We start from the raw sequence: 14,334 nt of genomic DNA on the forward strand, positions 1-14,334 counted from the left end.
ACTGCATATGTGAAACAGGAATAGCGCCCGAACCGTGTACCGTGCCCGTCAGGCCGGAGTGACTGCATTACCTGACTCGCGCAGCGCGTCGGCCAGGTCCTGTGCCAGAACTTCTGACTGTTCGTCACTGAGTGAGCCTGGCGTCAGACGGATGGCGTGATGCGGCTCCGTAAGATAAAAACCTGCACCTGCGCGGACGAGCCAGCCGCGCGCTTCCATCAGTCTGACGAGCTCAGCAGGTTCATTGCGCAGCGGGAGCCAGACATTAAGCCCGTCATACTCACGGGCTGCATCCACGCCGCGTGCGTAAAGCGCCCCGAGCAGTACATTTCGCCGGTTCTGATAGAGCAGAGCCGCTTCGCTGACTTTTCGCGCCACGGCAGCGGATGACAGAGCCTCTTCCGTCATGTCCTGAAGTATATGGCTCACCCAGTGAGTACCGGAGGCCATGCGGCGGCTCAGCCTTTCAGACGTATCAGGATTACAGGCGACCAGCGCCAGCCTCAGATCGGGCCCGTAAAATTTAGAAACCGAACGCACAACGGCCCAGTTTCGCGTTTCACTGGAGATCACGTTGTAATAATCGTGCCCTGAGAGCAGCGAAAAATGGTCGTCCACGATAACCATCACGTGCGGGAACCCGGCCAGCACCGCCCTGATTTCCGCCGCCCGCTCCGGACTCAGGCTACAGCCGGTTGGGTTATGCGCCCGGGGAGTGATAATCACCACCTGCGCCCCCTCCACCAGGATGTCATGCAGTGGGCCGGGAAGCAGGCCGTACCGGTCAACCGGTACGCCGGCCGGCACGTATCCAAGGCTGCGGATAGCATTGATGCTGCTCAGAAAGCAGGGCTCCTCGACCGCAATTTTCTCACCTGCTGTCAGATAGCCGGTGACCAGCCGCTCGACTGCGTCGATCGCCCCGTGCGTCAGGCTGAGGCCAAACGTGCCGGGAACGTCGCGGCTGAACCACTCACGGCCCGCCCTCTCAAGGCCCGGATTGATAACACCCGCACCATAGCTGCGCGGCGTCAGGCTCACGGCCTGCAGCAGCGGCGCCAGATCAGGCAGCACTGACGGCTCCGGATTGCCACCGGACACGTCAGTCAGGACAGTCTGACAGGCAGGGCCTTCCTGTTCTGTTGCCTCTTCAGCCTGTGTGATGGTTGTGCCGTAGCGCCCGTTCGTGACCGCGATGCCGGCTGCAGCCAGCTTTTTATACGCTGAGGCAACGGTGTTGCGATGTACTCCAAGCCGGACGGCCAGCTCCCTGACGGAAGGCAGCGCGTCGCCGGGCCTGAGTCTGCCTGTACGAACCTTCTTTCTGACGGATTCAAAAATTTCGGATGCAGTCATTTTCTTTTTCCCGGTCTCAGCGGGCCTTAAGGTATGCGTATGTTCCGGTACAGACTTACTGTCATTCAGCTGCGTGGCCCGCTGAAACCCTATACCGGTTATAATGATAATGCCTGATGGCATTATACTTTTTTCTCTCAACATTGTCATGTGACAATGTTTTTTGCTGCTGCTATTATCGCCGGTATTCATTCATACCAACCCTGCAGGAGCACTCTATGTTTACTGGCCTGAGCGCCTTTCCACTGACTCCCGTCACGCCCGCCGGCTTTGATGAGCGCGGCTACATCGATATTCTTGAGCGTATTACGTCAGCCGGTGCCGATTCCATCGGCGTTCTCGGCTCAACGGGAAGTTACGCCTACCTGACGCGCAGCCAGCGCAGCCGGATAGCCGGCATCGCAAAATCGCATGCGGGTAAAATTCCGGTAATGGTCTGCGTGGGATCGGTCAGCACTGATGAGGTGCTGCGACTGGCCGATGACGCACAGAAGGCCGGGGCTGACGCGCTGCTGCTGCCGCCGGTTTCGTATCAGACGCTCAGGGACGATGAGGTTTTCGGCCTGTTTGAGACGCTTACGCAGCACGCCTCGGTGCCTGTCTGCATCTATGATAACCCGGGCACGACGCGCTTTGAATTCTCTGACGATCTGCACGGTCGCATCGCCGGGCTGCCGGGTATCAGATCCGTAAAAATCCCCGGCGTTCCGCCTTCGCCGGAAGACGCCCTGGCGCGCGTGCAGCGCCTGAAGTCGAAGCTGCCTGAAGGGGTGACGGTCGGCATCAGCGGTGATGCCAGCGCCGCCACCGGCCTTAACGCCGGCTGCGAAGTGTGGTACTCCGTCTGTGGGGGCCTGTTTCCGCATGTGGCAAAGGAAATTACCGACGCGGCGGCCCGGGGAGAGCGCGAATGCGTTGTGCAGCTCAGTGATCGTCTGCAGCCGCTCTGGAACCTGTTCCGCAGGCACGGCGGTAGCATCCGCGTCATGGCGGCCGCGGCGGGCGTGCTCGGGCTGACGGACCCGGATTGTCTGCCGCGTCCTCTGCGCCCCCTGTCCGCTGATGACATTGCAGATGTTGCTGCCGTCATCCACCGTCTTGAGCTGAGGTAAGTGGCATGCCGGAGAAGACGCTGCCTGGTTACGCCCGGACTGAAGGCATGGACAGGTCAGGCCTGGCCCGGTATGTGCTGGCCGCCACGCTTGCCCGGCTGGCTGACGGAGGGGGGGTTCTGGCGGTGATCCTCCTGTGCGTTGCGGGCAGTCACTCTGCCGCCTGGGCCGGCACGCTGGCCGCCTGCATCACGCTGCCGCACCTGGCCGGCCCCTTCATTGCCCGTCGTCTTGACACGTCGCATGACGGCCGGCGCGTCATTGCTGCAGCCTGTCTGATCCACACAGGACTTATCGTGACGGCTACGCTGACCTTTTCCCGTGTGCCGCTTCCCGTGACAGGTGTCCTGCTGGCCGGCGCAGGCCTCTGCGGCCCGCTGCTTACGGGCGGCATCAGCAGCCTCCTTCCGGCTATTGCCGGTCGATCGCGCCAGAGCCAGCGCCGGGCGCACGGCTGGGACGTGGCAACCTACGGGACGGGCGGCACGGTCGGGCCTTCGCTCGTTGCGGCACTTGCCGCCTGGTTTTCTCCTCCTGCAGCGCTGTATGCGTTGGCAGGAGCAACATTGATGGCCGTTTTTTTTATCATGCGCATCCCGTACGCTTCTGGCGACGCTGGAAGTGAAAACCGGCAGGTACCGGGATCGGTTGCGACGATGATGCTGTTGGTCCGGAATGTGCGTCTGAGAAGAACGCTGTACCTGACGCTTGCCACAGCTTTTTGCGTGGCGGTGCTCCCGATCACGGCTGTCGGTCTGGCACCTTCGCTCGGCGTGGCAGCCACTACTGCCGCCAGCCTGACCATTGCCTACGGCGGTGGTAATCTTGCAGGCTCGGCATGCCTGATGGTCCGCCCGCTCGGCGGGGAGCCGGATGCACTGATGGTCCGCTTTGCCTGCTTTATTGCTGCCGGTGTCTTTCTTATCGTGTTCAGCATGCACTTCGCCGTCCTGCTACTGCTGTTTTTTATCATCGGCATGCTTAACGCCGGATTCTTTGCCGCTACCCTGGCCGCACGGAGCGAATATTCCCCCCCTGACTGCCGGGGGCAGGTGTTTGTCTGGGTTGGGGCGCTGAAAATTACGGCAGGGTCACTGGGTACGGCTGCGGCGGGCAGGCTGATGCTGATGGACATCACCCTGCCTCTGGCGGTCGGCAGTATTGTGCTTGCTATTTTTACAGGACTTGCGGTGACAGAGCTTACTCTGGCATCCCCTCAACCGGGGAACCGGGACAAACGGGACGGTTAGCAATATGGCTGAGATGCATAATGTCCGCTTTTCCAGCGTCGTTATCACATGAGTGCTTTGCGCGACATCGCTGCATGACCATGGCTGACGAGGAGCTGAACGTTTCCCGTAATACATGAAATATACTCTTAAAACTCTTCAGGAGAGATGCCCGTGAACGATCAACATCTGACTTTCCGGAAAGACGGCTTCACCGTAACTACGGACCCTTCACTTTTCCAGACTGGCGCCATACATGATTTTCTTTCGCAGTCATCATGGGCACCCGGAATTGATGAAGAAACGGTGCGGTTATCAGTCCAGAACAGTCTGTGCTTTGCGCTGCTGAACGATTCAGAGCAAATCGGATTTGCCCGTCTGGTGACCGACTATGCCACGTTTGGCTATCTCTGTGATGTGTATGTTCTTGACGAATATCAGAAAACAGGGCTGGGGCGCTGGTTGATGGAGTGCTGCCATGCCCACCCGCTGATGGCACGTTTACGCCGGATAATGCTGGTTACAGACAGCGCGCCCTGGTTATATCAGAAACTGGGCTATTCGCCGGTGAACCGGCCTGATTTTGTCTGGCAGATTAATCGCCCGGATATGTATCTCAAAAAGGATCCTCACTAACAGCTCCTTACAGGCCGGGCGCTATAAAACGCTTTGCAGCCTGACAAGAACGGCTTCCAGCTCCTGAATATCACCGTGAGCAAATCCCAGAATAAGATAATCCGGCCGAATCTCTGTGCGGAAAAGATAATGCCGGGGGTCTGCAGCCTGGATGTTATTCGTACGCAACCAGTCTGCTATTCGTGCTGCTTTTGCTGGATCAGGAAAACGAAGATGAAGCTGCAGACCCCCGGATGGCACGGTAAAACAGGCGTCAGGCAGGTATTTGGTCACTAACCTGATGACGCAGTCCCGTTTATGGCGATACACCGTGCGCATACGCCGGCTATGGCGCTCGTAAGTCCCGTTTTTGATAAGCTCAGTGACCCATTGCTGTAATAAGCCGCTTGTTCCACGTGACAGCTCCCAGTGAAGGGTGGCCATCTGTTTTATAAGCGGCTCATCAGCGACCAGGTATCCAAGTCTGACCGTATTAAACAGCACTTTTGAAAATGTGCCCATATAGACAACATGCTGCCCGGCAGCTGAGGAACGTAAAGCCGGACGGGGGGCCCGGTCAAAATAAAATTCACTGTCATAATCATCTTCCAGAAGTAATACATTCCTGCTGCACGCCAGCCGGATAATGTCACTTCGTCTGTTGTCAGAGAGAGTGATGCACTGAGGGAAATGGTGCTCCGGCATCAGATAAAGGATATCCCGGGAAGATCCCTGAAAATCGGATATATCAATCCCTTCGTCATCCATCAGATGCGATTTCAGGCTATAGCCAAAACGCGAAAAGGTACGTGCAAACTCCATATAGCCAGGTTCGCCAAAATGGAAGCAGGAGCGTTCCTGCTGTTTTACCATCGCAAGCAGCAGGCTTCCGTATTGTGAGCCGGGAACGACCAGCACTTCTGTGGGAGAGGCAGATATTCCGCGTGAAGGGAGTATTTTATCGCAGATAAGCTGGCGCAGTTCCCGGTGACCCGCGCTCTCACTAAACTGATTCAGCCTGGCAGGGTAACGCAGCACACGACTGAAGGCCTGTCGAAATTCACTGACAGGCAAATGCGCTGTGCTGGCATGGCTGGGAAGTAATGAAAGACTGCCTGGCAAAAATGTTTCTGTCACAGCGCCGACAGGCGTGGGCAGTTTCTCACTGCGCTCCTGGAGCACATGCTCTGATCCGGTGCGAAAGGCAACCATCGTCCCTTTCCCGGTACGGCTGTGACAGTACCCTGCAGAACATAACAATTCATATGCGCGGACAACGCTTCCCCTGGACACGCCCAGCTGGCGTGCCAGTTCCCTGGAAGGCGGCAGATGTTCTCCGTAACGCAGCTGACCCCGGATAATTTGCCCGCTGATCTGCTGCTCGATTTGATGGTAAATGGGCAGGGCCGAAGCACCACGGCTCAGATGCAGTTCGATCATAAAATACCTGTGGTCCAATTATTTAACAAAATTGGACCTTTTAAAGAGAAGGGGACAGGACCAATATACATTGCAGGGTACCACTCATCTTTCTGCGGGCACAGCAATATGGCCCCGTATCATTCAGGCGAAACTGTCAGTGTTTAAACATCTTCCTTCCTTCACTTTTGATTTGTATTCAGCTGTTATGGGCATGACGGGCCTGGGGCTTATATGGCGGGCTGCTGCCGGAACCTATGCGCTACCGGCATGGCCGGGTGAAACGTCTCTTGCGCTGGCGATGGCTGTGTTTATGGTGCTGACGATCACGCAAATTGTGCGCCTGCTTATTTGCCGGGAGGCGGTCCTGGCGGAATGGCGTTCACGCGCCGGTAAAAATTTCTTTTGTGCCGCAACCATCTCCGGCTTTTTACTGGCAACGGGGTTGCTCCCTTACAGTATTACACTGGCAAGACTGCTTTGGGTGACAGCAGTATGCGCCCAGCTCCTCTTTCTTTTATCAACCTTTCGCCGGTGGGTTATTGATCCGCTGGAGGCGCATGAGATTAACCCGGCCTGGCTTATCCCGATGGTTGGCAACGCTTCACCTGCCTTTGCCGGTGTTGAACTGGGTTATCCTGGCTTAAGTAAAATGTTGTTATTTTCTGCCATCCTTTGCTGGGCATTATTTATGCCGTTAATACTCTGGCGCATTGTGTTCGTCCGGCCTGCAACTCCACAAAAAGCCATGCCGGGGCTGGCCATTATGGTGTCTGCACCTGCGGTGATTGCCGTTGGTCTGTACTGTATCTATAGCGGGGTGAATGAGGCGGTTGAATTTATGGCCTGGACTGCGCTGTTTTTTGCTCTCATCCTTTTAAGCCTCTGGCGAAGAATGTTGCCAGAAGCTTTCAGCCGGGCATGGTGGGGATTTACGTTTCCGTCAACAGCCCTGGCTTCAGCACTGATCCGTATCGACGGAGCCGCAACCACTCCTCTGAACCATAGCCTTGCTCTGGCAGCGTTGACATTCGCCACCTGCATAGTACTTTTAGTGATCGGCCTTACCCTTAAACAGTGGATCAGAGCTAACAGGTGGAAAAAATATGCCAAACCGGTCTGACAGCGTCTTCTACAGCCCGCTCTATGTCAGGGTTTCGGAATACCTTTTTCATGCCGGGAAACGCACGGTATTCACGGCAATAGCCCAGGCTGTCATCGATAAAATTGAAGAATTTCCTCATGTGAACATTGAAGAACTGGCGTCACACTGTAATACAACGCCATCGAGTATTACAAAATTTGTCAGAGAAATAGGCTATGGCTCATTCCAGGAATTGAAAAATGATACTATGCCCTACAGACTGACGCATCAGGGGATCAAGGGACTTTCTGAAAAAGATATTCTACAGGAAATCTATAACTATATTCCTTATGATGAATGCCTGAAGATGGCAAAGGTTATCAATGCCAGTGGTTCCGTAATCATTCTGACAAACTCCTTCCTGTTTAATATTGCAAATGTCATGCGGGAAAGCATCAGTGGCAGCAACCGGAGAGTTTATCTGGTTGAGCGATCTAATGATGAGCTTATCCGTCACCTGTTTAAAAAGATAGACTGTGTATTTATTATGACCCTTACCGGGCAATGGATTAACTCTTGTCAGTATATTAACTCCATCTCACCCGATACCCGCATATGCCTTATTTCCGGACGTGTGCCGGCTGTTTTTGAAAAACGAGAAATCAATGCCATTGAGCTTAATCATTATCCTCAAATGCTCTATGCAAACTATTTTTCTCATAAGTATCTTGAAAGCATAGTTTTTAATATGGTTCAAAATGTGATCTAGTTCACAATGTCATTTTCCAAAAAAAGAAAATGATAAACTTTGCTTTGCTGGCACACTCCTTATATTTTGTTCTTATACCCTATGACAAGAGAGTCACTGATATGTCTGAGCAGCAGCAGATAGCGTCAATTATTACCCATTTAGGCGGACGTGAGAATATTAAAGACTATTTTCATTGTGCCACACGCTTACGCTTTAATTTGTACGATTATGAAAAAATAAATAAAGAGGCCCTCAAAGCTAATTCTCTGATCCTTTCCGTGGTTCAGGCCAGCGGACAATGTCAGCTTATCATCGGTAATAATGTAGGTGCGGTCTACAGCGCCCTGCATGGCATGCTTGAGAACGAAGGCCCGATTGTCGCCCCGAATGCACCGGCTTCAGGAGCAGGCAAAGAGTCTGTAACCAGCAAAGTGTTTGCTTTTATCTCCGGCAGCTTCCTGCCCCTGATTGGCATCCTGGCAGCTGCAGGCTTACTCAGGGCTTTCACCACGCTGCTGTTAAGCCTCCCCTCCATGACCGGAAACAGTACCCTGACTCTGTTTTCCTTTATTGCGAATGTGCCTTTTTACTTTATGCCAGTGCTGCTCGGCTTTACGATTGCCCGCAAACTGAAATCGAATGAACTGATTGGATCTATCATCGGCGCTTCACTGCTTTATCCGGAATTTACCCGACAGGCTGGACAGACGTTAGACGTGCTGGGCCTGCCTATGATTGTGATGGATTATGGCTACAGTATTTTCCCGGTGTTTTTTGCCGTTCCTGTTGCTGCTCTTCTGGAACGTTTCTTCAAAGCCAGACTCTTTGATTCAATACAGCTGTTCATGGTTCCGTTACTATGCATTGTGATTGTGGTTCCCATCACTATGTTTTTGCTTGGTCCTTTTGGGAAATACCTTGGCGATTATCTGGCAACGGGCATCGTTTATATTATTAATGTTAATAGTCTTGTGGCTGGCATGATTATCGGGGCAGCATATTCGTTCATTGTCCTGTTTGGCCTTCACTGGGCAATTATTCCCGTTGTGTTTTCAAATATTGCACACGGCGGAGATCCGATCTACGCAATTGGCGGAATGTCAGCCATTGCACAAATGGGAGTGGCTCTGGGAATACTGATTCGCACCCGTGACGCTAAAACACGTCAGATTGCGGGAAGTGCCTTTTTCCCGTCTTTGATTAGTGGCGTGACCGAGCCTATTCTATATGGCCTTATCATTCCTAATCGTCGTACGATCTATTACATTATTATTGCTGGCGCGGTTGGTGGGGGTATTGTGGGTGGCTACAATCTGACTATTAATAATTTAGTCTTTGCCAGCCTGCTGTCTATTCCGACGGCAAGCAATATGGCTGTTTACAGTACTGCTTTATTTGCCACGCTGATTACGGGCGCATTGTTACCCGTTGTTTTTGGTTATAAAACCCGGACTTAAAAATGGGAGAAGTTATGAGCACAGAATCACTGAAATTTCCGGAAGGATTTTTGTGGGGCGGCGCTATTGCTGCTAACCAGGCAGAAGGTTCCTGGAACGTGGATGGAAAAGGCATCAGCGTTGCTGACATCAATGAGTATGTCTTCAACGAAGATATGCGCAAGATGTATAACATCGAACTCACCCGTGATTACGCCATCCGGGCGCAGGATGATGCTGAAGGCGTTTTCCCCAAGCGCAGTGGTATTGATTTCTACCATACGTTCCGGGAAGACCTGGCTCTGCTCAAAGCAGCAGGACTAAAAACCTTTCGTACATCTATCAGCTGGGCGCGCATCTTTCCTGACGGTGATGATTCAACACCTAATGAAGCCGGGCTGAAGTTTTATGATGAGCTGATCGATGAAATTATACAAAATGGTATGGTTCCGATGATCACTCTCGCGCATTATGAAATGCCACTGAACCTTGCTATCAAGTATAACGGATGGAAAAACAGACAGTTAATTGATTTTTATTTCAGGTTCGCGCAGGTTTGTCTCGATCGCTACCATGACCGCGTCAAATACTGGATCCCCTTCAACCAGATAAACCTGATCCGCTACGAGTCCTTCAATCATCTGGGTATTTTTGAGGATGAAGCGATGTACCTTGAACAGGACAAATATCAGGGGGTCCATCATGAGCTCGTTGCGTCAGCAATGGTGAAACATTATGCCTCGCAGTTAGGTGATGACATCCGAATTGGCATGATGCTGTATACCGATTTTGCGTATCCAGAAACGACGAGCCCCGAGGACAATTTTGCCACCTGGCAGAAAAATCAGTATGAGGTTTACTTTGCAGATGTTCTGTTGCGGGGTGAGTATCCGGGTTACATCAAGCGATTTTTCAGCGAAAAAAATATCGTTCTGGATATCACGCCGGAAGATATTAATATCCTGAAAAACACGGCTGATTTCATGACTTTTTCGTATTACACGACCTATGTCAGTAATGCTGAAATTGCACATAACTTCCGGGGTAACAACAAGCGCAACCCACTTCTACCCCAGACCCCCTGGGGCTGGGCTATTGATCCGGTCGGTCTGCGCTATGTGCTTAACTTCTTCTGGGACCGCTGGCAAAAGCCCATCATGATCACTGAAAATGGTGTTGGCTGCTTTGACGAACTGGTTAATGATACCGTTGAGGATGATTACCGCATTGCATTTTTCCGCGATCATATTCGTTCCGTTGGCGAGGCCATTGCGGATGGTGTTGAAGTGCTGGGATATTATATGTGGTCACCGATAGATATCGTCAGCTGTTCATCGAACCAAATGTCAAAGCGCTATGGGCTGGTTTATGTCAATCTTGATGACCTGGGCCAGGGGGACGGCAGACGTCTTTGTAAAAAAAGCTATTACTGGTATCAGAAACTGATTGCCACGAACGGACAGTCTCTCGAGGAGTAAACTTCGACCGGGTTACGTTCTGGTGGCATGGATCGCTGGTATGTGGCCCGGTTTCTGGCTGAGAAAACTTTCTACTCCGTGGGCAAGAAAAGTACAGATTGTGCCCCGGTGTATGCTGATCATCCCAGCGGTCAGAACTGCAATTACCTGCACTGTAGTCTAATGGCAGCCAGAAAGATGTAACGGTGTGCAACCTGTTAATGTCTGTCGCATTATCAACCGGCACAATTATGAAGGCAGATATCTTTGAGCATTTTCAGGAACCAGAGCTTTTCCTTGCCGCTGCGCAGTGTGTTTTGACTGTACAGGCACACTTCTATTCTGGGGAAATCTATCGGAAGCGGGAGCGCAGTGACGGCAAAATATCGGCCCCGTTGCATGCTGTAGGTCTCCGGAACGACGCTGATACAGTCCGATGACTCAACCAGAGGCGCCACAATATTCAGATCCGGGACGGTGAGCGCCGTGATTAATTTCCTGTCTGTGCCGGCATACCATTCCTGATAGAAATTATGCCCTGCCTGAGATGATGCCACGATGTGCTTCTCTTCCAGGAACTGCGTCAGCGTGATGACGTCACTCACACGTGTATGAGCGTTGCCTTTCAGGCAGACATACCTGTCCCTGAGCAGGATATCGCAGTGGACATCATGCACGGCATACGTCCTGTTACAGATAGCAGCATCAACAAATCCTTTATCAAGCCATTCCTGCAGTTTCGCTATTTCAAGCGGCAGGATTTCTATCTCCACTCCAGGTGCGACTCTGGTGATTTCCCGGAAAATCAGCGGCAAATAATAATGCTCACCCAGGTCGGACATCGCGATCACGAACTTGTGTCGCGAGGTGCGGTGATCGAAGGACTTTCGGGAGGAGACAACCGCATCTATTTCGCCCACCGCTTTACTGAACGTGCGGTATATCTCGACAGCTTGCCGTGTTGGTTTCATGCCGGTATTCTGACGGATAAATAACTCATCGTTCAGCTCATCACGCATTTTTTTCAGGGCATAACTTACTGATGGCTGAGTAATATTCAGAAGATCAGCTGCTCCGGAAACGCTCTCCTGTTCATAGATCGCCACGAAGACTTTAACCAGATTCATGTCCATATAGAAATTCTCTATATTGATATTAAAAACTATTGATTGGTTCTATGAGGCTAGCAAGGTTTAGACTCTGCTTCAACATCAGAAGAGGAGTTAACATGAAAACCGTACAGCAAGCGACCTACGACATTCTTCGTAGTAATGATATGAATATCATCTTCGGAAACCCGGGCTCGAATGAACTGCCGTTTCTGAAAAACTTCCCGGAAGACTTCACTTACGTGCTGGGCCTGCAGGAGGCTGTCGTACTCGGCATTGCCGATGGTTACGCTCAGGCATCCGGCAAACCGGCACTGGTTAACCTGCACTCTGCTGCCGGTACCGGCAACGCAATGGGGGCCCTGGCCAACGCCTGGAATTCCCACTCCCCGCTCATCGTCACTGCGGGTCAGCAGCACCGTGCAATGGTCTCTGTGGAACCTTACCTGACCAACATCGATGCCACACAGCTTCCGCGTCCGCTGGTCAAATGGAGCTATGAACCTTCCACCGCCCAGGAGGTGCCGTATTCCATCAGCCGTGCCATCCACACCGCCATGTCAGAAGCAAAAGGCCCGGTGTATGTGTCCGTTCCGTATAATGACTGGGCTCAGGATGCGGAAGCACAGAGCCGGTCCCTGCTCAGCCGTAAAGTCACGAGCCGTCGTGCTCTGGATGCCACCTCACTGGTAAGTATTACAGAAGAGATCCGTCTGGCTAAAAATCCGGTTATGGTTCTGGGTTCTGACGTGGATGCTGACGATGCCAATGACATTGCCGTTCAGCTTGCTGAAAAACTGAAATGCCCGGTCTGGGCGGCACCGTCCACACCACGCAGCCCGTTCCCGAACAGGCATCGCTGCTTCAGAGGCCTGCTGACATCAGGTATTAACTCCATCTCAGAGCAGCTGTCAGCTCACGATTTGATTCTGGTCATCGGGGCACCGGTCTTCCGCTACCATCAGTATGAGGCCGGGGAATACCTGCCTGCTGACGCTAAACTCATTCATATCACCTGCGATATCAACGAAGCCGCCCGTGCCCCGGCAGGGGATGCCTGGGTTGCTGACATCAAACCGGCCATGCTGCAGTTACTGGGATCGGTGGAAGAAAAAGCGATCGAGTTGCCGGACTTCAGAAAATCACCGCTGCAGGTCAGTCTGACGTCACCCATGCGTCCTGAAACCGTCTTTGACACCCTGAACTGGGCGGCACCGGACAATGCCATTTTCGTCAACGAGTCCACTTCCACGACGGCTGCCATGTGGGAACGCCTGAACTTTGAAAGTCAGGGTAGTTACTATTATGCTGCCGCAGGTGGCCTGGGCTTCGCAATGCCTGCAGGTGTGGGCATTCAGATGGCCCGCCCGGATCGTCAGGTCTTTGTGGTCATCGGTGATGGCTCATCGAACTACAGCATTCAGGCGCTGTGGACAGCGGCGCAGTATAATGTTCCGGTTATCTTTATCGTGATGAAAAACGGAACCTACGGTGCCCTGCGCTGGTTCGCCTCTGTTCTGGAGATTGGTGACATCCCTGCCTTCGATGTGCCCTCGATCGATTTTACCAAAATCGCTGAAGGTTATGGCCTGCAGGCTTACACTGCCGGTAAACCAGAAGAGCTGGAGCGTGCCATTGCCAGCGCCCGTCAGTCCGGTAAACCAGCACTGATTGAGGTCGAAACCTGGGGTGCCCTGCAGGACATGCAGGCGAAGTAATCTGCGCAACAAACAGAGGGGAGAATAATCTTCCCTCGTGAATTCTGCTGTATCGGAGCCTGTGCTCTAATGTAATCTAAGGTGTGAATATGTCCCTTTCCGCAATTCAGTCCATCATTAAAAACCTGAAATCAACCGACATCCATATAGTGGATTTAACCCATCAGTTAAACACGTCCTTCCCCACACTCACCTTACCGGCCGAATATGGTCAGACATGGGCATTCACAAAAGAGAACATCTCCAGCTATGACGAAAAGGGACCAGCCTGGTACTGGAATAACTTTTCCTGCGGTGAACACACCGGTACTCATTTTGATGCACCGGCGCACTGGATCAGCGGTCGCGATCGGGAAAACAATACGGTAGACACCATCGAGGTGAGCAATTTTATCGGCGAGGCCGTGGTTATTGATGCTGTGGAGGAAGTACGTCTGGACAGCAACTGGGTGCTGACAAAAGAGTATCTTCAGAGCTGGGAGGCAGAGCATGGCCAGATCCCTGATAATGCCTGGGTCCTGTTTCGCAGTGGCTGGTCCGAGCGTATCAACGACCCTGAAAAATTCGCAAATCTGATTGACGGGAAGCCTCATACTCCAGGGCCGGATCAGGCATGTGTGCAGTGGATGATTGAAGAAAGAAACGTCCGTGGATTTGGTGTTGAAACGATCAATATTGATGCGGGTCTGTCCTATGACTGGCCAGTTGCCTATCCCTGCCACAATCTGATGCTGGGGTCTGGTCGCTTTGGCCTCCAGTGTCTGAATAATCTGGCAGACCTGCCTGCCAGAGACATTCTGATCGTCGCAGCCCCACTGAAAATAGAAGACGGCTCCGGCAGCCCGCTACGTGTCCTCGCTATCTACTGAAAAAAACCGCCAGATGGCGGTTTTTTTAATTCAGCAGAAAAATGAGTATCAGACAGGTCAGTAAGGGGGCAATAATGGGTTTGTATTCCCTGTTAAAACCAAGGATCACAATAGCTCCGGACTTAACACCCAGCGCAAAAGCATATCCTGCCTGAATCCAGAACAATATAATGGATGTG

At 52.4% G+C, this 14,334-nt stretch carries 12 protein-coding genes and 1 pseudogene; 9 read left to right on the forward strand and 4 right to left on the reverse strand.

All coding sequences use genetic code 11. The features are described from left to right. Positions 1-48: 48 nt before the first annotated feature. Together RTP97_RS00410 and RTP97_RS21395 are read right to left on the reverse strand one after the other, a co-directional pair. The gene (locus RTP97_RS00410; protein ID WP_312409837.1) at positions 49-1,074 is read right to left on the reverse strand and encodes an aminotransferase class I/II-fold pyridoxal phosphate-dependent enzyme; all 1,026 of its coding nucleotides are present in this window, start codon (positions 1,072-1,074) and stop codon (positions 49-51) included. A 99-nt stretch (positions 1,075-1,173) separates the two neighbouring features. Beyond that, positions 1,174-1,548, reverse strand: a pseudogene (locus RTP97_RS21395) (GntR family transcriptional regulator); the annotation flags it as partial. 26 nt (positions 1,549-1,574) lie between these two features. Between RTP97_RS21395 and RTP97_RS00415 the strand changes: the two are divergent. From RTP97_RS00415 to RTP97_RS00425, 3 genes are all read left to right on the forward strand, one after another. Then, complete coding sequence (locus tag RTP97_RS00415; RefSeq protein WP_312409839.1) at positions 1,575-2,468, forward strand: dihydrodipicolinate synthase family protein; 894 nt, start codon at positions 1,575-1,577, stop codon at positions 2,466-2,468. Positions 2,469-2,473: 5 nt separating this feature from the next. After that, positions 2,474-3,718 (forward strand): MFS transporter, encoded by a 1,245-nt coding sequence (locus RTP97_RS00420; RefSeq protein WP_312409841.1) that lies wholly within the window; start codon positions 2,474-2,476, stop codon positions 3,716-3,718. A gap of 153 nt (positions 3,719-3,871) precedes the next feature. Further along, positions 3,872-4,333 (forward strand): GNAT family N-acetyltransferase, encoded by a 462-nt coding sequence (locus RTP97_RS00425; RefSeq protein WP_312409844.1) that lies wholly within the window; start codon positions 3,872-3,874, stop codon positions 4,331-4,333. Positions 4,334-4,354: 21 nt separating this feature from the next. On the opposite strand, the gene RTP97_RS00430 is transcribed toward RTP97_RS00425, so the two are convergent. After that, positions 4,355-5,752, reverse strand: coding sequence for a PLP-dependent aminotransferase family protein (locus RTP97_RS00430; RefSeq protein WP_312409846.1), 1,398 nt, complete (start codon positions 5,750-5,752; stop codon positions 4,355-4,357). Positions 5,753-5,891: 139 nt separating this feature from the next. On the opposite strand from RTP97_RS00430, the gene RTP97_RS00435 reads away from it, so the two are divergent. From RTP97_RS00435 to RTP97_RS00450, 4 genes are all read left to right on the forward strand, one after another. Beyond that, the gene (locus RTP97_RS00435) at positions 5,892-6,854 is read left to right on the forward strand and encodes a C4-dicarboxylate transporter (protein WP_312409847.1); all 963 of its coding nucleotides are present in this window, start codon (positions 5,892-5,894) and stop codon (positions 6,852-6,854) included. Then, positions 6,838-7,584 carry a transcriptional regulator, RpiR family protein gene (locus RTP97_RS00440; protein WP_312409848.1) on the forward strand — a complete coding sequence of 249 codons (747 nt, stop codon included), beginning with the start codon at positions 6,838-6,840 and terminating at the stop codon, positions 7,582-7,584. The genes RTP97_RS00435 and RTP97_RS00440 overlap by 17 nt, the downstream gene beginning before the upstream one ends. Before the next feature lie 101 nt (positions 7,585-7,685). Next, positions 7,686-9,023: a PTS transporter subunit EIIC gene (locus RTP97_RS00445; protein ID WP_312409849.1), complete on the forward strand. Its 1,338-nt coding sequence runs from the start codon at positions 7,686-7,688 to the stop codon at positions 9,021-9,023. A 14-nt stretch (positions 9,024-9,037) separates the two neighbouring features. Then, positions 9,038-10,480: a family 1 glycosylhydrolase gene (locus RTP97_RS00450; RefSeq protein WP_312409850.1), complete on the forward strand. Its 1,443-nt coding sequence runs from the start codon at positions 9,038-9,040 to the stop codon at positions 10,478-10,480. A 215-nt stretch (positions 10,481-10,695) separates the two neighbouring features. Here RTP97_RS00450 and RTP97_RS00455 read toward each other — a convergent pair whose 3' ends face one another. After that, entirely contained in the window at positions 10,696-11,592 is an 897-nt protein-coding gene (locus tag RTP97_RS00455; RefSeq protein WP_312409851.1) for a LysR family transcriptional regulator, read from the reverse strand. Between the two features lie 95 nt (positions 11,593-11,687). Here RTP97_RS00455 and mdlC point away from each other — a divergent pair, with 95 nt between their 5' ends. Beyond that, complete coding sequence (gene mdlC, locus RTP97_RS00460; RefSeq protein WP_312409852.1) at positions 11,688-13,286, forward strand: benzoylformate decarboxylase; 1,599 nt, start codon at positions 11,688-11,690, stop codon at positions 13,284-13,286. An 89-nt stretch (positions 13,287-13,375) separates the two neighbouring features. Further along, positions 13,376-14,155, forward strand: coding sequence for a cyclase family protein (locus RTP97_RS00465; protein ID WP_312409854.1), 780 nt, complete (start codon positions 13,376-13,378; stop codon positions 14,153-14,155). Positions 14,156-14,334: the final 179 nt, after the last annotated feature.

The sequence above is a fragment of the Pseudescherichia sp. genome, from assembly GCF_031998825.1.
Lineage (GTDB): Bacteria > Pseudomonadota > Gammaproteobacteria > Enterobacterales > Enterobacteriaceae > Pseudescherichia.